Source organism: Aphanothece microscopica RSMan92 (genome assembly GCF_046613545.2).
Lineage (GTDB): Bacteria > Cyanobacteriota > Cyanobacteriia > PCC-6307 > Cyanobiaceae > NIES-981.
Map to the genome: position 1 here is coordinate 1 of NZ_JBKKKY020000055.1, position 19,540 is coordinate 19,540.

General features: G+C 70.2%; 21 protein-coding genes. 10 read left to right on the forward strand and 11 right to left on the reverse strand.

What is annotated here, in order from left to right; all coding sequences use genetic code 11:
* A partial coding sequence (locus ACLD7X_RS13010) for an NAD-dependent epimerase/dehydratase family protein (protein ID WP_411424095.1) occupies nt 1–119 on the reverse strand: 119 nt, incomplete at its 3' end.
* Nucleotides 120–122: 3 nt separating this feature from the next.
* Entirely contained in the window at nt 123–2,828 is a 2,706-nt protein-coding gene (locus tag ACLD7X_RS13015; RefSeq protein WP_425625201.1) for an efflux RND transporter permease subunit, read from the reverse strand.
* Nucleotides 2,829–2,949: 121 nt separating this feature from the next.
* On the opposite strand from ACLD7X_RS13015, the gene ACLD7X_RS13020 reads away from it, so the two are divergent.
* Entirely contained in the window at nt 2,950–3,681 is a 732-nt protein-coding gene (locus ACLD7X_RS13020; protein WP_411424077.1) for a phosphorylase family protein, read from the forward strand.
* Here the strand turns inward: ACLD7X_RS13020 and shc are convergent.
* On the reverse strand, nt 3,645–5,585 hold the full coding sequence (gene shc, locus ACLD7X_RS13025) for a squalene--hopene cyclase (RefSeq protein WP_412006928.1): 1,941 nt from the start codon (nt 5,583–5,585) through the stop codon (nt 3,645–3,647). The genes ACLD7X_RS13020 and shc overlap by 37 nt on opposite strands.
* Before the next feature lie 169 nt (nt 5,586–5,754).
* Between shc and ACLD7X_RS13030 the strand changes: the two genes are divergently transcribed.
* Both ACLD7X_RS13030 and ACLD7X_RS13035 read left to right on the forward strand, forming a co-directional pair.
* Nucleotides 5,755–6,987, forward strand: coding sequence for a glycosyltransferase (locus ACLD7X_RS13030; protein ID WP_411424096.1), 1,233 nt, complete (start codon nt 5,755–5,757; stop codon nt 6,985–6,987).
* Between the two features lie 148 nt (nt 6,988–7,135).
* Complete coding sequence (locus tag ACLD7X_RS13035) at nt 7,136–8,266, forward strand: pyridoxal phosphate-dependent aminotransferase (RefSeq protein ID WP_411424079.1); 1,131 nt, start codon at nt 7,136–7,138, stop codon at nt 8,264–8,266.
* Here ACLD7X_RS13035 and ACLD7X_RS13040 read toward each other — a convergent pair.
* The 6 genes from ACLD7X_RS13040 to prfB all read right to left on the reverse strand — a co-directional run bounded on the left by ACLD7X_RS13040 (nt 8,256) and on the right by prfB (nt 12,160).
* Nucleotides 8,256–9,056 carry an MBL fold metallo-hydrolase gene (locus tag ACLD7X_RS13040; RefSeq protein WP_412006929.1) on the reverse strand — a complete coding sequence of 267 codons (801 nt, stop codon included), beginning with the start codon at nt 9,054–9,056 and terminating at the stop codon, nt 8,256–8,258. The genes ACLD7X_RS13035 and ACLD7X_RS13040 overlap by 11 nt on opposite strands.
* A gap of 66 nt (nt 9,057–9,122) precedes the next feature.
* Entirely contained in the window at nt 9,123–9,716 is a 594-nt protein-coding gene (locus ACLD7X_RS13045; RefSeq protein ID WP_411424081.1) for an anthranilate synthase component II, read from the reverse strand.
* Nucleotides 9,717–9,739: 23 nt separating this feature from the next.
* Nucleotides 9,740–10,228: a diacylglycerol kinase family protein gene (locus ACLD7X_RS13050; protein WP_411424082.1), complete on the reverse strand. Its 489-nt coding sequence runs from the start codon at nt 10,226–10,228 to the stop codon at nt 9,740–9,742.
* Nucleotides 10,229–10,268: 40 nt separating this feature from the next.
* A complete protein-coding gene (ybeY, locus tag ACLD7X_RS13055; protein WP_411424083.1) occupies nt 10,269–10,853 on the reverse strand; it encodes an rRNA maturation RNase YbeY in 585 nt (194 codons plus the stop codon).
* A gap of 3 nt (nt 10,854–10,856) precedes the next feature.
* Nucleotides 10,857–11,042 carry a DUF3285 domain-containing protein gene (locus ACLD7X_RS13060; protein ID WP_411424084.1) on the reverse strand — a complete coding sequence of 62 codons (186 nt, stop codon included), beginning with the start codon at nt 11,040–11,042 and terminating at the stop codon, nt 10,857–10,859.
* Nucleotides 11,035–12,160, reverse strand: a protein-coding gene (gene prfB, locus ACLD7X_RS13065; RefSeq protein ID WP_411424085.1) for a peptide chain release factor 2 whose coding sequence is annotated in 2 segments (ribosomal slippage) — nt 11,035–12,084 and nt 12,086–12,160 — 1,125 coding nt in all. Because the reading frame shifts where the segments join, the coding sequence is not laid out codon by codon here. Before prfB ends, ACLD7X_RS13060 begins: the two co-directional genes overlap by 8 nt.
* A 117-nt stretch (nt 12,161–12,277) precedes the next feature.
* Here prfB and grxC point away from each other — a divergent pair.
* Both grxC and gshB read left to right on the forward strand, forming a co-directional pair.
* A complete protein-coding gene (gene grxC / locus ACLD7X_RS13070) occupies nt 12,278–12,538 on the forward strand; it encodes a glutaredoxin 3 (RefSeq protein ID WP_411424086.1) in 261 nt (86 codons plus the stop codon).
* Nucleotides 12,539–12,541: 3 nt separating this feature from the next.
* Nucleotides 12,542–13,576 (forward strand): glutathione synthase, encoded by a 1,035-nt coding sequence (gene gshB, locus ACLD7X_RS13075; RefSeq protein ID WP_411424087.1) that lies wholly within the window; start codon nt 12,542–12,544, stop codon nt 13,574–13,576.
* A 19-nt stretch (nt 13,577–13,595) separates the two neighbouring features.
* Here the strand turns inward: gshB and ACLD7X_RS13080 are convergent, their stop codons facing one another.
* The gene (locus ACLD7X_RS13080) at nt 13,596–14,987 is read right to left on the reverse strand and encodes an isochorismate synthase (protein ID WP_411424088.1); all 1,392 of its coding nucleotides are present in this window, start codon (nt 14,985–14,987) and stop codon (nt 13,596–13,598) included.
* A 75-nt stretch (nt 14,988–15,062) separates the two neighbouring features.
* Here ACLD7X_RS13080 and menA point away from each other — a divergent pair, with 75 nt between their 5' ends.
* The 5 genes from menA to ACLD7X_RS13105 are packed head-to-tail and all read left to right on the forward strand — an operon-like array spanning nt 15,063 to nt 18,829.
* Nucleotides 15,063–16,061 carry a 2-carboxy-1,4-naphthoquinone phytyltransferase gene (gene menA, locus ACLD7X_RS13085; RefSeq protein ID WP_411424089.1) on the forward strand — a complete coding sequence of 333 codons (999 nt, stop codon included), beginning with the start codon at nt 15,063–15,065 and terminating at the stop codon, nt 16,059–16,061.
* Between the two features lie 3 nt (nt 16,062–16,064).
* The gene (gene menC, locus ACLD7X_RS13090) at nt 16,065–17,069 is read left to right on the forward strand and encodes an o-succinylbenzoate synthase (protein ID WP_411424090.1); all 1,005 of its coding nucleotides are present in this window, start codon (nt 16,065–16,067) and stop codon (nt 17,067–17,069) included.
* The gene (locus ACLD7X_RS13095; RefSeq protein WP_411424091.1) at nt 17,066–18,334 is read left to right on the forward strand and encodes an AMP-binding protein; all 1,269 of its coding nucleotides are present in this window, start codon (nt 17,066–17,068) and stop codon (nt 18,332–18,334) included. The genes menC and ACLD7X_RS13095 overlap by 4 nt, the downstream gene beginning before the upstream one ends.
* Nucleotides 18,318–18,596: a TM2 domain-containing protein gene (locus tag ACLD7X_RS13100; RefSeq protein ID WP_411424092.1), complete on the forward strand. Its 279-nt coding sequence runs from the start codon at nt 18,318–18,320 to the stop codon at nt 18,594–18,596. The genes ACLD7X_RS13095 and ACLD7X_RS13100 overlap by 17 nt, the downstream gene beginning before the upstream one ends.
* The gene (locus tag ACLD7X_RS13105) at nt 18,596–18,829 is read left to right on the forward strand and encodes a hypothetical protein (protein WP_411424093.1); all 234 of its coding nucleotides are present in this window, start codon (nt 18,596–18,598) and stop codon (nt 18,827–18,829) included. Before ACLD7X_RS13100 ends, ACLD7X_RS13105 begins: the two co-directional genes overlap by 1 nt.
* Here the strand turns inward: ACLD7X_RS13105 and ACLD7X_RS13110 are convergent.
* Entirely contained in the window at nt 18,780–19,226 is a 447-nt protein-coding gene (locus tag ACLD7X_RS13110; protein ID WP_411424094.1) for an acyl-CoA thioesterase, read from the reverse strand. The two genes, ACLD7X_RS13105 and ACLD7X_RS13110, sit on opposite strands and share 50 nt — an antisense overlap.
* Between the last annotated feature and the right edge of the window lie 314 nt (nt 19,227–19,540).

The window sequence follows — 19,540 nt, forward strand, 5'->3', positions numbered from 1 at the left end:
GCCTTCACGTGGTAGCCCTGGTCCAGGAGAAGACGAATCAAATTGGTGCCGATGAAACCAGATCCCCCTGTCACGAAGACCTTCCGAGGCACCATGGTCCATTCCGTGGAACATTCCATGGCTCAGTTGACGGAGACGACCTCTGCTGAGACCCGTCGTTTGAACCTATCCAGGAGGCTCACCATCACAGGAATCACGATAAGACTCAGCAGCGTCGATGTGATCAGACCCCCAATGATGGCGATGGCCATCGGTGCCCGCAGTTCTGAACCTGCTCCCAGCCCCAGCGCCACCGGCAGCATCCCAAGAACCGTGGCCGCGGAGGTCATCAGGATCGGCCGAAGCCGCACGGTGGCGCCGCTGATGATGGCCTCGGTTGACCCCTGCCCGCACGCGCGGAGCTGATTGATGTAGTCGATCATGATGATGGCATTCTTGTCCGTGAGGCCCATCAGGAAAATCACACCGATCACGGAGATCATGCCAAACTCCTGGCCTGTCAACAGCAGCGACACCATGGCCCCACAGAATGAAAGGGGCAATGAAACCATGATGATCAGGGGATCGCTCCAGCTCCTGTAGAGGACCACCAGCACTGCCAGCATGCAGCCAATGCCCAGGCCCAGGGTGAGCGCAAAACTCGAAAGGATCTCCCGGATCCGTGCCGAGTCACCGCCGAGCTCCATGGTCACGCCATTGGGGAGTGAACCCTTCGCGGCGGCGCGGATCTGAGACGTTGCCAGCTCCACTGACGTGCCGGGCAACAGGTTGGCGCGCACATAGCGAACACGCCGACCATCGCGATGTTCCTGCGCCGCCTCGGCGGCATCTGCTGTGGGAGTGTTGGCGGTCGTGGACACATCCACGAGGCCGGGCAGACGGCTGAGGCGTCGTTCCAGGACGGTTGCCGTCTGCTCCAGGGTCGCGATGTCCTCACCGAAGAGCCTGACCTGGATCGGTTGCTCACTGCCGGTGTCCACGAAGGGAATGTCCTCCACGCTGAGTTTCACCGCGTCGAGGCTTGCCAGCTTGGTACGAATGGCATCCTGAATCTCCAGGGTGGAGTTCTCACGCTTCGGTTTCAGCCGCACCAGCAGTTCCCCCGTATCCGTCTGTCCCCAGCGACTGCCGACCGTTGTGTAGACCTCCTTGACATCCGGGTTGCTCCTGATCAGCGCTTCGATCCTTTCAGCAGCCTTCTGGGTGTCCAGAAGCTGGGCTTGCATCGCCTGAGCCTGGCTGGGCGACGGATCCGCAGATGCCTGCGGCGAGGCTGACGGCTGCGGTTGGGAGGCGAACCGCACGATGAATTCACCACGATCCAGCCTTGGGATGAAGCCTTTGTCCACCTGGCCCACCAGGGCCACGCCCAGCAGCAGGCTGGAGAAGGTCAACGCCACCACCAGGCCTCGATGCCTCAAGGCCCAGTGCAGCCCGGCTCGATACCGGTTCAGCACGGCCTGCCAAGGCTGCCCTTCAGAGCGCTGGGGGGAGCTTCTCAGCCAGTACATCGCCAGCACGGGCGACAGGGTGCGGGCCACCAGGAGTGAAATCAGAACCGCTGCCGAAACGGTGAGACCGAAGGGGCGGAAGAACTGGCCCACCACCCCGCCCATCAGGCCGACCGGCAGGAAGACGGCGGCGATCGTGAGCGTGGACGACGTCACCGTGAGGCTCACTTCATCGGTGGCGGTGATTGCCGCCTCGCGCGGCGACTTCCCAAGGTCGAGATGACGCGAGATGTTCTCCACATCCACAATGGCGTCGTCGACGATGATGCCTACAACCAGAGCAATGGCCAGCAGGGTGATCGTCTCGAGGTCGAAGCCACTGACGGCCATCACGATGAACGTTCCGAACAGTGATGTTGGAATCGCCAGGGCGGCAATGAGGGTGGCCTTCCAGTTCCAGAGAAACGGGTAGATGACAATGACCGATAGTGCCACGGCTATGGCGATCGATTCCAGCGTGGCCAGATTCGCCTCCCTGATGTAGTTGGCCTGGGTCGCGGCCTGAATGATCTCGATGTCGGGAATTGTGCGACGGGCCTTCTCCATCACAAGGTCAAGACGCTGAACCAGCTCGAGTGTGTTGGCGTCACCCGTCTTCACCACTTCGAGGGCGAGCGCGTTCCTTCCATCCCATCGCGCCAGCATCGGGGCGGAGGCCCCATCCGCGATGGCGTCCGAGGTCGCCATGCTCCGCTCCAGAGCTCCGATCTGTCGGACTCTGAGGACACCGTTCACCTCCTGGATCATCGGTGTGATCTGCTTCTCGACCAGGCTGACGAGTTGCGAGGGTGGTCGCGTGGAGCTCTGGATCACATAGCTGACTGCTGCCGATTCATTCAGGTTCAGCGGCACCGTGTCCAGGATCGTGTTCTCAGGCAGGCCGGCGGACCCCAGGGCCGCCAGGGTTTCCTGGGTGGCCTCCTCCAGGCTCTTGCCCACCTGGAAGGAGACTCTTGCCGTCACCCGTCCAGCTGAGGTGGTGGAGGTCACATCATCGAGATCCGCAAGATTCCGTAGCTTCGCTTCAATCGGGATGGTGAGAGCGGTTTCCGTGGCCAGGGTTGATGGTGTGGGTTGGACCGTGGCATGTACCACCACCACGGGAAAGGTGATGTCCGGGAACAGGGCATAGCGCAGTGAGCCGAAGGCCACCAGGCCGGCGATGACGACGGCAATCCAGAAGCCGATCGTGATCCGCGGATACCTGATCGCCAGGCGTGAGATGTTCAACCTCTGGCGGACTGATGTTGTCTCGCCCGGAGATTGCACACTGGCCACGCTTGCCTGATCTCCATGGAGGCGTGATCTTAAACCCATTCTGCGCCCTCATTTGTTTCCGTGCGCCGCCTTCCCCTGTGCACAGGCACAGGTGTCACTAGCGTGCATTCCAATCGGCGCGATGGCCTGTCGTGTTTGTGAGTCCACCTTCGCTGAGGTGATGCAACCACCCTCCGCGCAGAACGGCGCCGTGGATCTGATCCTTGTTCCCAGCGGCATCGAACATCGCGTCGTCAGGGCGGCTGTCAGCCGCGGCGGTTCTGCTGCTCCAGCGGTGCAGGCCATCCCGCTGGGTCCCGCAGCCCTGTCGGCTCACCTGAGCCAGTGGCTCGCCAGCGACCCCACCCTGAAACCAGGCTCCCGCATCCTGCTGATGGGCCTCGCTGGTGCACTCGGTGAGCGGCTGCAGGTGGGCGATGGGGTGCTTGTGGAGCTTTGCGCTCAGCTGGGCGGTGCTGGCCAGATCCGCTGGTTGCCCTGCGACCCTGCGCTGACCGCCGTCCTCGGGGCCACCCCGGCCCAGCTCCAGCGGGCGCGGCTGTTCACCAGTGCAGCTGTGGTGTGCAGCCGCCGCGAGAAGCTCCAGCTCCATGCCCAGACGGGGGCCGACGTGGTGGACATGGAGGGCTTCACCGCCCTGGAGATGCTCACGGCGGCTGGCCACCAGCTGGCGATTGTTCGGGTCGTGAGCGATGACCGGCGCCATGACCTACCGGACATTTCAGGCGCCGTGTCCTCCTCAGGGGTGCTGCTGACGGGCCCGCTGCTGCTGGCGCTGCTGAAACGCCCCCTGCCGGCCGTGCGCCTGATGCTTGGATCGGTACGGGCCTTGCGGGCTCTCGCCGGGCTGACCCATCAACTGCTGGGCACCGCGTCGCCGAGTGCGGCGTAGCCGCTCAGCGCGGTGAGCGGAAAGTGCTGTTGGTAGAGGTGGTACTTCAGGTAGAAGTGACCTGGAAAGCCGGTGCCGGTGAACTCCGCTTCCTCCCAGGTTCCATCCGCCCCCTGGCTGCTCACCAGGTAGCTCGCCGCGCGTCCCAGGGCGTCGCGCACCTCGGCGGCGTGCGCGGTATCCAGGCCCGCGCAGGCCAGCAGGCCGATCATGGCCCAGGCGGTCTGGGAGGCGGTGCTGAGGCCCACCCCCTTGAGCAGCGGATCCCCATAGCTGCGGCAGCTCTCCCCCCAGCCCCCATCGGCGTTCTGACAGCCCAGCAGCCAGCGGGCGCCCCGTGCGATCGCCCCCGCGGCGCGATCCGGGGCGATCGCCGCCAGGGCCGCCAGCGCGCCGCTGGTGCCATAGATGTAGTTGACCCCCCAGCGGCCGAACCAGCACCCCTCGGCTTCCTGCTCCCCGAGCAGATAGGCAAGGGCCCGCTCGATTGCAGGGCTTGCGGCGCTGCCTGGGGAACGGTGGCCGAGGCGGCCCAGCATCTCCAGCACCCGGGCCGTGACGTCAGCGGTGTTGGGGTCGATCATCGCCTTGAGGTCGGCGTAGGGCAGGGCATTGAGCCAGTTCTGGTTGTTGTTGAGGTCGAAGGCAGCCCAGCCCCCCTGGCGGCACTGCATCGTGAGGATCCAGGCCACGCCGCGGCGCATCGCCTGTTGCCTCAGCCCCTCATCGGCCAGCGACACGGTGGCCAGGGCCATCACCACCACGGCCGTGTCGTCCACATCGGGATAGAAGCGGTTTTCGAACTCGAACGCCCAGGCGCCGGGTTGCCCCCTGCGGTTCTTGATCGCCCAGTCGCCGTAGTCGAGGATCTGTTTGCCCAGCAGCCATTCCCCGCCACGCACCAGGGCCGGATGCTGGGCGGCCAGGCCGGAGGCACGCAGGGCGCGCATCGCCAGGGCCGTGTCCCACACCGGTGACACGCAGGGTTGGACCCGCCACTGATCGGCCGTCTCGATCGTGAAGCGATCCACCGCTTCGAGGCCACGCACCACGATCGGATCGTGGACGTCATAGTCGAGGCAGCGCAGGGCAAGCAGGGAATTGAGCATGGCGGGGATGATCCCGCCCCAGTCGCCGCTGGTCTCCTGCCGCTCCAGCATCCAGCGCTCGGCGGCGCGGAGGCCCCTGCGGCGGAACGGCACCAGGCGGAGCCGTTCCATCAGCTTGAACACCGAATCGAGCAGCACGAAGACATCGCCCAGACCGCCGCTGCGCGGCAGAGACGGCCGCGATCTGGCACGCGGATCGGCATACAGCTCATCCAGCTGAATGGAGGGATTCATCTGGAAGACGGGCTTCTGATCAAACACGATCAGCAGCGGCACGGTGCTGCCACGGGCCCAGCTGGACAGCTCATAGATGGTGAACGGAAACCAGGTGGGGAAGAGCATCACCCAGGCGGGAATGGAGGGCACCCCTGCCCATGGGTAACAGCCGATCAGCGCAAGATGGAGCTTGGTGAAGATGCGGCAGCGCTCGATTCCTCCCCTGGAAAGGATGAATGTTTTTGCTGCCACCAGGGCCGGATCTCCGGCCGCCACCCCCAGCAGGCGCAGGGCCATGTAGGCCTCCACCGACGTGCTCAGGTCGCCGCCATCGCCATGAAAAAGCTCCCATCCCCCATGCTCCCGCTGCTGGGCGCGGAGGTAGGGCTCCGCCTTGTGCAGCGGGCGGCTGTCGCCGCTGTTCCAGATCCTGTGGAGCAGCACCGCTTCGGCCGTCATGGTGACGTTCGACTCGAGCTCAGACCACCAGTAGCCGTCAGAATGTTGAATCGACAGCAGATGATTTTGGCTGGCCTGAATGGTCCTATGCAAGGCTGAGGGTGTGATTATGTCTTGCACGGGACAGCTTGTGGCGATTTCAGAATGAAGTCACAGACTTTATCATCGACAAGATTGTGGGGCGAGTTGTGAGGAATTCTGGCCGCAAGACAACAAGCAGCACACTGCGGAGCAATCCGCAAACCAAACGGCACCTGCCTCACCCACCGATGCACGCCTCGGCATGAGCATGGTCGCGACCCTGCAGATCCTCGCCGCACTCTCCCTGCTGATCTGGGTGATTCTGCTGGTGGGGCGCGGCCAGTTCTGGCGGGTCGAGGCCCACCAGGAGGGCGGCGCTCCGCCCGGAGCCGCCGAGGGTGGGGGGCTGCCGCCGGTGTGTGTGGTGATTCCGGCCCGCAACGAGGTCGATGTGCTGCCCCGCGCCCTGGCTTCGTTGCTGGGCCAGTCCTATGGCGGACCGCTGCGGGTGCTGCTGGTCGATGACCAGAGCGACGACGGCACCGCCGACGCGGCCCGGATCACGGCCGAGCGCCTGGGCTGCGGCGATCAGCTGGAAATCCTGCCGGGGGCTCCCCTGCCGGTGGGCTGGAGCGGCAAGCTCTGGGCCCTGGCCCAGGGGGTGCGCCGGGCCGAGGCGCTGCAGCCGTCCCCCACCTACCTGCTGTTCAGCGACGCGGACATCGCCCACGATCCCGGCAACCTCGCCCGCCTGGTGGCGCGGGCGGAAGCCGAGCGGCTGGCGCTGGTGTCGCAGATGGTGCGGCTGCGCTGCACGAGTGTCTGGGAGCGCTGGCTGATTCCCGCCTTCGTGTTCTTCTTCTGCAAGCTGTATCCCTTCCGCTGGGTCAATGACCCGCGGCGCACCACCGCGGCGGCGGCCGGCGGCTGCATCCTGATCCGCACCGACGCCCTGCGCCGCAGCGGCGGGCTGGAGACGATCCGGCAGGCGCTGATCGACGACTGCAGCCTGGCGCGCTCGGTGAAGGACAGCGAGCGGGCGCTGAACGGCGAGGGACGGATCTGGCTGGGCCTCAGCGACACCACGGTGAGCCTGCGGCCCTATCCGGATCTGGCATCGATCTGGACCATGGTGGCCCGTACCGCCTTCAGCCAGTTGCACCATTCCCCCCTGGGGCTGCTGGGCACCGTGCTGGCGATGGGGTTGATCTATGCCATGCCGCCCCTGGGGCTCGGCCTGGGGATGGTGTTGGGCAACCCGTTGCTGAGCGCCCTGGGTCTGGCGGCCTGGCTGCTGATGGCGGCCGCCTACGCGCCCATGCTCCGCTTCTATCGCCAGTCCCGCTGGCATGCCCCTGCCCTGCCTGCTGTCGCCCTGCTCTACACGCTGATGACGCTCGATTCCGCCCGGCGCCACTGGGCCGGTAGAGGAGGGGCCTGGAAGGGGCGCACCTATGCCGGGGCCCCGGGCGCCGTGCCGGGTCGCCCAGCCCAGCGCTGAACCTCCTGGGCAGCCTGGGCAGCCTTGGCAGCGTGGACAGCCAGCCCCACCCCGGCAGCTCCTGCCGCGCAGCGGCCGGTCGGCTGCAGCGGCCGCCCGTGCTGCTGGGGGCGCGGGATGATGGCACCGCCGGTGCGCCATCGCCCCCGTGACCCAGCCGCCCTTCCCCCAGGCCCGTATGGAGGTGGAGATCCTGCAGGCCTACAGCGCTCCGCTCGAGGGCCGGCGCGGGCTGCTGCGACTGGACTTCAACGAGAACACCCTGGGGCCGAGTCCCCTGGTGGTGGAGGCCATCCGGGCCATTCCGGCGGAGCACTACGCCATCTATCCCGAATACAACGGCCTGCGGGAGGCGGTGGTGGCCAACCTGATGGCCACCACACCCGGCCTCGCCCGGCCCCTGGTCCCGGCCCAGATCGGCCTGTTCAACGGGGTGGATGCCGCGATCCATGCCGTCTTTCACGCCTTCGGTGAACTCGGCCACATCCTGCTCACCACGCGTCCGACCTTCGGCTACTACGGCCCCTGTGCCCGCATGCAGGGCATGGCGATCGAGGCGGTGCCCTACGAGGGCCCCGAGTTCGCCTTCCCGCTCGAGGAGATCCGCCGGATCCTGCTCGATGTGCCCCGCCCGCGCATTCTGCTGATCTGCAATCCCAACAACCCCACCGGCACCCGTCTGGCGCCGGAGCCCATCCTCGAGCTGGCTGCCGCGGCGCCCCACACCCTGGTGGTGGTGGATGAGCTCTACGAGGCCTTCACCGGCGACAGCGTGCTGCCGCTGGTCGATTTCGCCGCCACCCCCAATCTGCTGGTGCTGCGCTCCCTGGCCAAGACGGCCGGCCTGGCCGGGCTGCGCATCGGCTTCGCCATCGGTGCTCCCTCGGTGGTGGATCGCCTCGCCCGGGTCACCGGGCCCTACGACATCAACAGCTTTGCGGTGACCGCCGCCCTCGCGGCCCTGGCCGACCAGGCCTACATCGATGGCTATGTGGCCGAGGTGCTGCGGGCCCGCGGCTGGATCCTGGCGCAGCTGGCCGCCGCCGGGGTGCGGCACCATGCCGCCGGCGGCAACTACTTCCTGCTCTGGCCCGAAAGCCCGGCTCTGGAGGTGGAGCGGCGCCTCCGGAAGGCCCGCATCCTGGTGCGCTCCATGGCGGGCAAGCCGCTGATCGAGGGCTCACTGCGGGTGAGCATCGGCACCATCGAGCAGATGCAGCGCTTCTGGGAGGCCTACGCCGCCATCGAGGGGCTCAGCGGCGCGGAACTCAGCGCATGACCTCGATCACCGGGCCGTCGGCCAGCTGGCCGGGCAGGCTCAGGCTGCGGCCCGGCCGCCGCACCGGCGTGCCCCCCATGGCCTGCAGAAAGGGCTCGACCCCGCCCTGGTCACAGTCCTGGGGTGCGGAGCCCGCGGTGTACTGCACGGGGATGACCACCCGGGGCTGCAGTTCGCGCACGATCTCGGCGGCTTCGCTCGCGTCGTAGACCTTCGCCCCGCCACCGACGCCGAGGATCAGCACATCCGGGCGGCCCAGCATGACCTTGTCGGAGGGGCTCAGGCGGGCGGCGGTGCCACCGAGATGGGCAAAGCTCAGTCCGCCCTGCTCCCAGCGCCAGAGGGTGGACAGGCCGAAGCGGCGCCCCCCCACCCGGTCGTGGGGAGCGGCGATGCCCTCGATCTTCAGGCCGGCCACCCGGTAGGAACCCGGATCCGCCAGAAACTTGCCGCTCGCGACCGGAGCCCCCTCGTCCAGCAGGCGGCTGCTGGCCAGGATCACCGAGGCGCCCACCCGTGGTTCCGCCAGGCCGGCGGCGCAGCCCACGGCCTTGAACGGGTTGACCAGCACGCTGGCTCCGCCACCGCGGATCATCAGGGCACTGTGGCCATAGCTGGTGATCGTCACGCCGCTGCCCGCCCGGGCCGGCAGGCCGCTCAGCGCCAGGCTGCCGATCAGGGTTGCTGCGCCGACCAGGGTGGCTCCGCCGGTCAGGGCGGCCCACGCCACCGTCAGCCGGGGGGGGCGCCGGGCGGGGCGTTCAGGGCGGAGGCTGGCGGCGCTGGCCATTCGGTGCGGGCCCACTCGGGTGGCGCGAAGCTAGCAGCGTTGCTCGGTGCTGCCCCGGTGGGGGGTTCAGCCTGCCGCCTGGCGCAGGAAGTTGGCCAGCAGGTCATGGCCGCTCTGGGTGAGCACGCTCTCCGGATGGAACTGCACCCCCTGCAGGTGGGGGAAGGCTCGGTGGCGCAACCCCATGATCGTGCCGTCCTCCAGCCAGGCGGTGATCTCCAGGCAGTCGGGCAGCGAGTCGCGCTCGGCGATCAGGCTGTGGTAGCGGGTGGCGGTGAGGGGGTTGGGCAGACCCTCGAACACGCCGGCGCCCTGGTGCAGCACTGGCGAGGTCTTGCCGTGCATCAGCTCCCGCGCCCGCACCACCCGACCGCCGTACACCTGGGCGATCGACTGGTGTCCGAGGCACACCCCCAGGGTGGGGACCGTGGGACTCAGTTCCCGCAGCACCTCGAGGCAGACTCCGGACTGGTCGGGATCCCCGGGCCCCGGGGAGATCAGGATCGCGGCGGGGTCCAGGGCGCGGATCTCCTCCAGGCTGAGGGCGTCGTTGCGCTCCACCCGCAGCTCGGCGGCCAGGGGATGGCGGTCGGCCAGCTCCCCCAGGTACTGCACGAGGTTGAAGGTGAAGCTGTCGTAGTTGTCGAGAACGAGGAGCATTGCCGCCCGGGGCCAGGCCCCATTCAACGACCGAGCCGGGTCACCAGGGGGGGAACCAGCAGCAGCAGGGCAATCAGCATGGAGGAGAGGGCCGCCACCAGCACCGCGGCGGCCGCACAGTCCTTGGCGATGCGGGCCAGGGGGTGGAACTGGCGACCGATGGCCAGATCCACCACGGCCTCGGTGGCCGTGTTGAGCAGCTCCAGCACGAGCACGGCCGCGACGGTGAGCACCAGCAGGGCGAGGCGATCGGCGCTCAGCTGCAGCCAGAGTCCCAGGCCGAACACCACCAGACCGGTGCACACATGGATGCGGAAGTTGCGCTGGCTGCGGAAGCCGTAGGCCAGCCCCTGGGCGGCGTAGCGGAAGCTTGAGGGCAGGTCGCCCGCCACGGCCCAGGCACCCAACCGGGCTTGTCCAGGCTGAAAGCTCCTGCGCCGTCGGGGTGTGGGCGGGGTTGGCGCCTCCATCAGCAGCGGACGGGGTTCCGGGAGGGGGAGGGGGCTGGTCATGGCTTCAGCCGCACCTGGGGTCAGCCGCACCATACCGCCGTTATCCGGGCTGAACAGGGGCGGCGAGCAGCGCGTCCTGGCGGGCCAGCATGACGGTCAGGGCGTCGTCGTCCGGGTGATCCCAGCCCAGCAGATGCAGCAGGCCATGGCTGGCCAGGAACAGCAGCTCCTGCTCCAGCTCGTGACCATGGTCGCGGGCCTGGCGGCCTGCGGTCTCCACGGAGATCACGATGTCCCCGAGCTCCAGCGTCCCGGCCTCCTCGGCCAGTCCCTGTCCGCTCTGCGGGGCGGGCAGGGGCATCGGCGGGGTCCCCTCGCACGGGGCGTCCTGGGCGGCGAAGGCCAGCACGTCGGTGGGCCCGGCCTTCTCCCGCCAGTCCTGGTTGAGGGCGGCGATCTCCGCATCCGTCACCAGGGCCAGGCCCAGGCTGTAGGCCGCTGCCCTCAGGTCCGGCGGCAGCTCGGGGCCCAGCTGCTCCAGCCAGGCGAGCAGCCGGAGATGCCAGCGGCTGCTGCCGGCCTCGGGGTCCGTCAGGTCCCCGCCGGCGCTCAGCAGGGCCTCCGGGAGGGCGGCGTCGACACTGAAGGCCAGATCGAGCTCAGGCAGTGGCCCCTGGGGCGGCATGGTTCAGCCCCCGGGCAGCTGGGGCCGGCCCAGCCAGGCGAGCAGCAGCAGGAAGGCGCTGAGGCCCAGGGCGGTGAGGCCGAAGTGCACCAGGCTCTGGCGACCCTTGCGCACCATGTTGCGCATGGCCAGCTTGATGAAGCTGGGGGGTGGGGTCTGGGGATCGGCCGCGGGGTCGGGCTCAGTCATCGCTGGGGCTCCCGGCGGCGACGCCGGCGTGCAGCAGGCTCTGGATGAAGGGATCGAGGTCGCCGTCCATCACGCCCTGCACATCGGTGGTCTCGTGCTGGGTGCGCAGGTCCTTCACCATCTGGTAGGGGTGGAACACGTAGTTGCGGATCTGGTTGCCCCAGGCGGCTTCCACGATGTCGCCGCGGATGTCGGCGATCTCGGCGGCCCGCTGCTCCTGGGCGATCACCAGCAGCTTGGCCATCAGCAGCGCCATCGCCTTCTCCTTGTTCTGGAGCTGGGAGCGCTCCTGGGTGCAGCGCACGAACAGGCCGGTGGGGATGTGCAGGATGCGCACCGCGGTTTCCACCTTGTTCACGTTCTGGCCCCCGGCGCCGCCGGAGCGGGAGGTGGTGATCTCCAGGTCCTTGTCGGGGATGTCGAGCTTGACCTCCTCCTCGATCTTGGGCATGACCTCCACGCCCGCAAAGCTGGTCTGGCGCTTGTCGTTGGCGTTGAACGGCGAGATGCGCACCAGCCGGTGGGTGCCCTTCTCGTTGCGCAGATAGCCGTAGGCGTAGCGGCCGTCGATCTCGATCGTGGCGCTCTTGATGCCGGCCTCCTCTCCCTCGCTCAGTTCGTCCACGGTCACCTTCATGCCGTGGTCCTCCGCCCAGCGGGTGTACATGCGCAGCAGCATCTGGGCCCAGTCCTGGGCATCGGTGCCGCCGGCACCGGCGTTGATCGTGAGCACGGCCCCCTCCTTGTCGTAGGGCCCCGAGAGCAGCCGCTCCAGTTCCCAGCGGTCGAGCTCGCTGCGCAGCTGGGCCAGACCACCGTTGGCCTCCTCGAGCAGCTCGCCGTCGGCCTCCTGCTCGTAGAGCTCCAGGGTGGCCTCGGCGTCGCCCACCGCGCCCTGCCAGCGCTGCAGCTGCTCCAGCTGGGCCTTCACGTCGTCCAGCAGGCGCATCTGCTTCTGGGCGGCCTGCTGGTCGTCCCAGAAGTCCGGTTGGGAGGCGAGTTGCTCGAGGTCCTGCTGGCGGGCTTTCAGGGCCGGTACGTCAAAGACAGTCCTGGGCATCGCCCAGGCGGTCAGTGAGCTCGGAGAGGTCGCGCTTGAAGTCGGTGAGGTCGAGCACCGGGGAGGTCGAGACGTTCGATCGACCGTATCAGCGAGGCCGGCAAACCGTCCCGCCGCCCCCGGAGCTGGCTGGGAGCCCGCTTTTAGGATCCCCCCTGCCTGCTCGCCTGCTCCGATGGCCGCCAACGTCGAGATCTACACCTGGCGGGCCTGTCCCTTCTGCATCCGGGCCAAGGCCCTGCTCGACCGCAAGGGGGTCGCCTACACGGAGTACGCCATCGACGGTGATGAGCGGGCCCGCGCGGCCATGGCCGAGATCAGTGGCGGCCGTCGCAGCGTGCCGCAGACGTTCATCAACGGCGTGCATGTGGGCGGCTGCGACGACCTCCATGCCCTGGAGCGTCGCGGTGAGCTGGACGCCCTGCTGGCGAGCTGAGCGGTGAGCCTCTCCTCCCAGGGCTTCGCACCGGGTGAGCGGGCCCAGCTCTTCGTGATCGACCCGATCACCCGGCTGAACCCCGCCAAGGATTCCAGCGTCGCCCTGATGCAGGCGGCCCAGCGGGCCGGCCACCCGGTCTGGGTCGCCACCCCCGCCGACCTCTCGGCCCGGGAGGGTGGCCCCGGCGCCCAGGGGCAGGGGGGCACCGAGGGCCACGGGGCCTGGGTGCTGGCCCAGCCCGTCCGCCTGGCGCCGATGGAGGCGCTGACGGATGGCTGGTCGGTGCCGACCCCCTGGTTCGAGCTCGGCGAGGCCCGGCAGCTCCCCCTGGTGGCCTTCGCGCACGTCTGGATGCGCAAGGACCCCCCCGTGGACGAGGCCTACCTCTATGCCACCCATCTGCTCGACCTGGCCGAGCGCCAGGGGGTGCGGGTGCTCAACCGGCCGGCTTCGCTGCGGGCCTGGAACGAGAAGCTCAGTGCCCTGCGCTGGAGTCACCTGATGGCCCCCACCCTGGTGGCCAGCCGGGTCGACCAGCTGGCCACCTTCACGGCCCAGCACGGGGAGGTGGTGCTCAAGCCCCTGGGCGGTCGGGCCGGCCAGGGGGTGGTGTTCGCCGCGGCGGCGACCCCCGGGCTGCGGGCGTTGCTCGAGCTGGTCACCGCCCTGGAGACGTTGCCGGTGATGGTTCAGGCCTTCCTGCCGGGTGTGAAGGCCGGTGACAAGCGCATTCTTCTGGTCGACGGCGAGCCCCTGGGCGCCGTCAACCGCATCCCCAGCGGGGGGGAGTTCCGCAGCAACCTGGCGGTGGGCGGGGCCCCCCAGGCCACGGAGCTCACCGATCAGGAACGCCGCATCTGCCGTGAGCTGGCGCCGGCCCTGCGGGATGAGGGACTGTTCTTCGTCGGCATCGATGTGATCGACGGTCGCCTGAGCGAGATCAACGTCACCAGTCCGACCGGCATCCGCGAGGTGGAGCGGCTGGGCGGGATCCCCCTGGCCGACCTCACCCTCGAACGCCTGGCTCAGGGCTGAGCCCAGGCCCGCCAGGGCTTCAGAGGCTGAGCCCGGCGGCGATCGGGGGCGGCTGGGGCAGGTTGAGCTGCTGCTGCAGGACGCCCAGTTTGAGGGTCACCTCCTGCAGCTCCCGGTCCACGGCCGAGCCGGGCACGAGGCCGGCGCCGGCGGTGAGTTCCAGATGGCGACCCTCCAGGGTGCCGCTGCGGATGGCCACCCGCAGATCGGCATCCCCGGCGCTGTCGACCCAGCCGATCGGCGCGGCGTAGTGGCCTCGCTCGAACGGCTCCAGGCTGCGCAGCCAGGCCATGGCCTCCCGCCGCGGCAGTCCGGCCACGGCGGGGGTGGGGTGGAGGGCCGCCGCGATCGCCAGGGGCTGGTGGTGGCCCAGGGCGGCGCTGATGGGGCTGTGGAGGTGGACCAGCTGGCCGTGCCGGGCCAGGCGCGGGTGGCGCGGCCGTCGGGGGGAAAGGCCGGCCCGGGCGAGCACGGCGGTGATCGTGTCCACCACCAGTTCATGTTCGAGCCTGTCCTTGGCGGACTGGAGCAGGGCCGCGGCGCTGGCCCCGGCGGGGGCGGTGCCGGCCAGGGCATCGCTGCGCAGCTGCCCCTGGCGGATCGTCAGCAGCCGCTCCGGGGAGGCTCCGATCAGCGCTGAACCGGCACTGCGCTGCCAGAGCAGGCGGCAGCTCCCCCCCTGGTGCCGGCGCAGCGGGGCCAGCAGGGCCAGGGGGTCGGGAAGGGTGGTCAGGGTGAGCTGCTGGCGCACGGCCAGCACCAGCTTCTGCAGGGCGTCGGCCTGCACCAGTTCCAGGGCCTGGGCCGCCACCCGGCGGTAGTGCTCCTGCCAGGGGGAGCGCAGGGCCACGCCGACGGGCTGGAACTGCGGCGGTTCGGCGCTGAGCCGCTCCAGGTGGCGGGCGGTCTCCCAGAGCTCCTCCGCCAGGCTGCGGGCGGTGATTCCCCCCCCGAGGGGCCGCTGCAGCCGCAGCCAGCAATGGCGGCCATGGCGGCTGAGCTGCCAGCGGGGCAGCACCGCCTGCACCCCAGGCACGGCGGCGGGGGCGGCCTCCAGGGGGGCGTCGAAGAAGCCGAAGGCCAGCAGCACCCGCGGCCGGGCCAGGGGGGGACAGGGGCCATGGCCGGCCAGCCGGTTGAGGCTGGCGCTGGCGAAGCGCTGCGCCAGTTCGAAGCGGCGCGGGCCGCTCAGTTCCAGGCTGTTGGTGCGGCCGCTGGCGGCGATGCAGAGGCCCGGGGCGCCGTCCCAGAGGAAGCGGAAGCTGTCGCCCCCGTCCAGCCGCGGCAGCAGGGCCATCGGGTCCCCTCCGGCCATCGGAATGGCCAGGCTGAGCACACCCTCCTCCTCGACGTGGCGGGCGCCCTCGCTGGCCAGGGCCAGCAGATCGGTGAAGGAATCGGGAGCCAGCACCTGCTGGGGCCTGGAGCCACCGCGAAGAGCTGCTCAAATGTATGGGTCCCACCACGGTTGCAGCCTTCGGTCCCCATGCCTGAGCCCGAGGTCGTCGCAAGCCGTTACGCCACCGCTCCCGCTGCCCCCCCGGAACCCACCGCCCCGGAACCCCCCGCCGCCCATTGCGACCGCCGCCGGCTCTGGAAGGCGGCCATCAAGTGGCCGATGTACGCCGTGGCGGTGATGCCGGTGCTGCTCGCCGCGGGCTGGCGCTGGGGCCGCGCGGAGGTGGTGCGCCTGGACCAGCTGCTGCTCTTCCTGGCCGCGGCCGTGCTGCTGCTGGCCTGGGAGAACCTGACCAACGATGTCTTCGATGCCGACACGGGGGTGGACACCCACGGCAAGCCCCACTCGGTGGTGAACCTCACCGGTCGCCGCGACCGGGTGGCCCTGTGGGCGAACGCCTGCCTGGGGACAGGGCTGGCCCTGATGGCGCTGGTGGCCTGGGGCAGCACCCCGCTGGTGCTCGCCCTGGTGCTGGCCTGCTGCGCCCTCGGCTACCTCTACCAGGGTCCGCCGTTCCGGCTCGGCTATCGCGGTCTGGGCGAACCGCTCTGCTGGCTGGCCTTCGGTCCCCTGGCCACGGCGGCCGGGTTGCTGGCCCTGGCCCCGACCCCGACCGGCCCGGCGACCGTGCCCTGGGGCGCCGCCCTGGTGCTGGGGTCGGGCCCCGCCCTGGCCACCACGCTGGTGCTGTTCTGCTCCCATTTCCACCAGGTGGCGGAGGACCGTGCCCATGGCAAGCACTCCCCCGTCGTGCAGCTGGGCACCGCGACCGCCGCCGCCCTGGTGCCCTGGATCGTGGCCCTGGCCCTGGCGCTGGAGTGGGCGCCGGTGGTGCTGGGGCGATGGCCGCTCACGGCCCTGCTCGGGGCGATCGGACTGCCCCCCGCCCGCCGGCTGATCACCCTGCTGGGCTGCCACCATGACCTGCCGGAGCGGGTGGCCGGCAGCAAGTTCCTGGCCCTGCGGTTTCAGGCGCTCAATGGCCTGGGGCTGGCCCTGGGCCTGGCCCTGGGCCGCTGGATCTGATCCATGGCCGGTGCTCCCCTCCGATCGGGTCAGGAGCGGCCGTGGGCCGGCCCGATCCGCCTCGCCTGGCGCCGTTTCCGGCTGGAGCTGCCCCGGCCCCTGATCACGGCCCGCGGCTGCCTCGACGGCAAGGACGGCTGGCTGCTCCGCCTGGAAACTCCGGAGGGGGCGCTGGGTTGGGGGGAGGCAGCCCCGCTGGAGGGGAATCCGGAGCCGCTGGACCGGGCCATCGCTGCGCTGGGGAGCCTGCGATCCCGGCCGGAGCTGGAGCAGTGGCTCGCCCGGCAGACCTGCCCCGCCAGCCTGGCCTTTGCGCTCGGGGCCGCCCTGGCCGAGCTGGACGGCCTGCCGCCGCAGCGCTGGCTGCCGGCCCCCGCCGGGGCCGTGCTGCTGCCGGCGGGGGAGGCCGCCCTGGGGGCCATCGACCAGTTGCCGCCGGACGTGTGGCGCCGGCCAGGGCTGACGCTCAAATGGAAGGTGGCGGCCGGGGAGGACGCCCGGGAGCGGCGGGTGCTCGAGCAGCTCCTCAGCCGCCTGCCCGCCACGGCCCAGCTGCGCCTGGACGCCAACGGGGGCTGGAGCCGTGCCACGGCCTGGGCCTGGGCGGAACGGCTGGCCGACGAGCCGCGGCTGCAGTGGCTGGAGCAGCCCCTGGATCCGGCCGACCAGGCTGGCCTGACGGCGCTGGCGCTGCGGCTGCCGGTGGCCCTGGACGAATCCCTGCGGCACGACCCGACCCAGGCCGATCGCTGGCCCGGCTGGCAGGTGCGCCGCCCCAGCCAGGAGGGCGATCCCCGGCCCCTGCTGGCGGCCCTGCAGCGCGGCACGCCCCGGATGGTGCTCAGCACGGCCTTTGAAACGGGCATCGGCCGGCGCTGGTTGGAGCATCTGGCGGCCCTCCAGGGGCAGGGGCCAACCCCGACCGCCCCGGGCCTCGCCGGCGACTGGCAGCCCGGCGGCGGCCTGGCCAGCCCCGATCCCGAAGGGGTGTGGGAGGCGGCGGCATGACCCCTGCGGAGCTGGAGCGGGCCTGGCGGGCCGGTCGGGTGGTTCCCCTGGCCGCCCCCCAGGAGACCGCTGGCCTGGCTGCGGCCCTCGCCTCCCCGGCTCCCACCTCCCCCACCGCCACTGGTAGGGCCACCCTCGAGGTTCTGGCCGCCGACTGGGGCCCCGGGGTGGTGGTGGGCAGCGGCGGCAGCCGTGGGGGGCGGCGCTGGTGCCTGCAGCCCCTGGCCCATCTGGAGGCCTCGGCGGCGGCGACGGGCCGGTGGCTGGTGGAGCTGGGGCTCGAGCCGGCCGCCTGCGTGCACCTCAACCCCCTGCCGCTGCACCATGTGAGCGGCCTGCTGCCCTGGATCCGCGCCCGCCAGTGGGGGGGCGGCCATGTCGCCATTGCGCCCGAGGTTCTGCGGCGCCCCCAGGACCCTGCGGATCTCCCCGTTCTCCCCGGCGATCGGGCCGCGCTGATCTCCCTGGTGCCCACCCAGCTGGCCCGGCTGGTGGCCGAGCCGGCCGGCCTGGCCTGGTTGCAACGGCTGGCGGTGATCTGGGTGGGAGGGGCTCCGCTGCCGTCCTGGCTGGCCCGCCGGGCCCGGGAGGCGGGCCTGAGGCTCGCACCCTGCTACGGCGCCACCGAGACGGCCGCGATGGTGACCGCCCTGGCCCCGGAGGCCTTCCTGGCGGGGGAGGAGGGCTGCGGCCCCCCGCTGGCGGGGGTGGCCCTGCGGCTTGCCGCAGAAGGCACGGCCCTGGAGGTGTGCACGGATCGGCTCAGTCCCGGGGTGCTGCGGCACGGCCGCCTCGCCCCCTTGCCGCGCAGCGCCGATGGCTGGTGGCGCAGCGGCGACGGGGCCCGGCTCGGGGCGGGGGGGCTTGTGGTGCTCGGCCGGCTGGACGGGGCGATCCTCAGCGGCGGCGAGACGGTGTTCCCCGAGCAGCTTGAGGCGCGGCTGCGGGAGCTGGCCGTGGCGCGGCGCTGGCCGCTCCAGGAGCTGCTGCTGCTGGGAGTGGACGATCCCGAGTGGGGCCAGCGCCTGGTGGCCCTGGTGCGGGAGCGCAGCGGGGCCGATGGCCAGGCCCTGCGGGAGCTGCTGCGTCAGGCCACGGCTGCCTGGCCACCGGCGGAGCGTCCCTGCCGCTGGCTGGGCTGCCCCAGCCTGGCGCCCGGCTCGATGGGCAAGTGGCAACGGGCCGCTTGGCAGGAGTGGCTGAGATCGCTAGAAGCGGGTGGATCCCCCCGCCCGAGCCTGCCCCGCGATGTCCACGCTGAGTGATGCCGAACTGAGCAACAAGAAGCTCGCGGCGGGGCTGACCGGCATCTTCCTGGGGGCCTTCGGGGTGCACAAGTTCATCCTGGGCTACACCAAGCCCGGCATCATCATGTTGGTGGTGTCCCTGGCCGGTGGGGTGGTGACCTGTGGTCTGGCCAGCTTCGTGATGGGCGTGATCGGTCTGATCGAGGGGATTCTCTACCTCACCAAAACCAACGAGGAGTTCCAGGCCACCTACATCGACGCCGTGAAGGACTGGTTCTGATGTCCACCGAGCCGCCACGGCCGGGCCGGCTCGTCTCCAGGGGCCGCCTCGGCCTGCTGCCGTTGCTGGCGGCTGCCGGGGCCAGTGTCACGGCCTTCGGCGCCATCCCCCAGGACGGCGCTCTCCATCCGATGGCGCTGCTGGCGAGCCTGCTGCCGCTCCAGCTGGCAGCCCTGTTCTGGGCTACAGCGGTCGCACGCCCCCCAGGCTCGAGGCCTCCAGCCAGCGGTTGAGAGGCTCCGGCAGGTCGCAGCGGCGGCGCTGCCGGCTGTCGATCGCCACATGGCGGATCAGCGCCGTGGCGGCGGTGTCTCCCTGGCAGCTCAGCGTGAAGTCCACTTCGAAGCTGCCGGGGTCGAGACGCTGCGGCGCGAGGCGGATCGCCAGCGGATCGCCGCACACCAGCGGTCGCCGGAAGTCGGCATGGCAGTGCACCACCGGCAGGGCCACCGGCAAGGCGGTCCCGGGCGTCGGGAACACAGCGGCCGCGGCGATGCCGTAGCGCTCGAGGCTCTCCTCGTAGGCCTGGTGACACCACTCCAGCAGCCGCGCGAAATGCATCACACCAGCGGCGTCGGTGTCACCGAAGCGCACGCTGCGGCAGAGCAGCAGCCAGCTTGAAGGATCCATGGCGGCCTGGAGTGTCGCAGGGCGGTGGGCCTGGGTTGGAGGCCCTCTGCGTTGTAGCCCCTCGGGGTCGCAGCGCCTCTGGGTCGTAGCGCCTCTGGGTCGTGGCTCCTGGTTGTTCGCCTCGAACAGGCTGCCTACATTCCGTGGGCCGCCCTCCCCGATTCTTGCTTGGCTTCCTCCGCTGCCTACGAGCCGCCCAGCCTGACGAAAGCCTGGCAGGTGTTCCTGGCCCATGTCCCCACGATGCTGCTGATCTGGGTGGCCACGGCGGTGATCAGCGCGATGGGGTTCATCATCTACATGGTGATCCATGT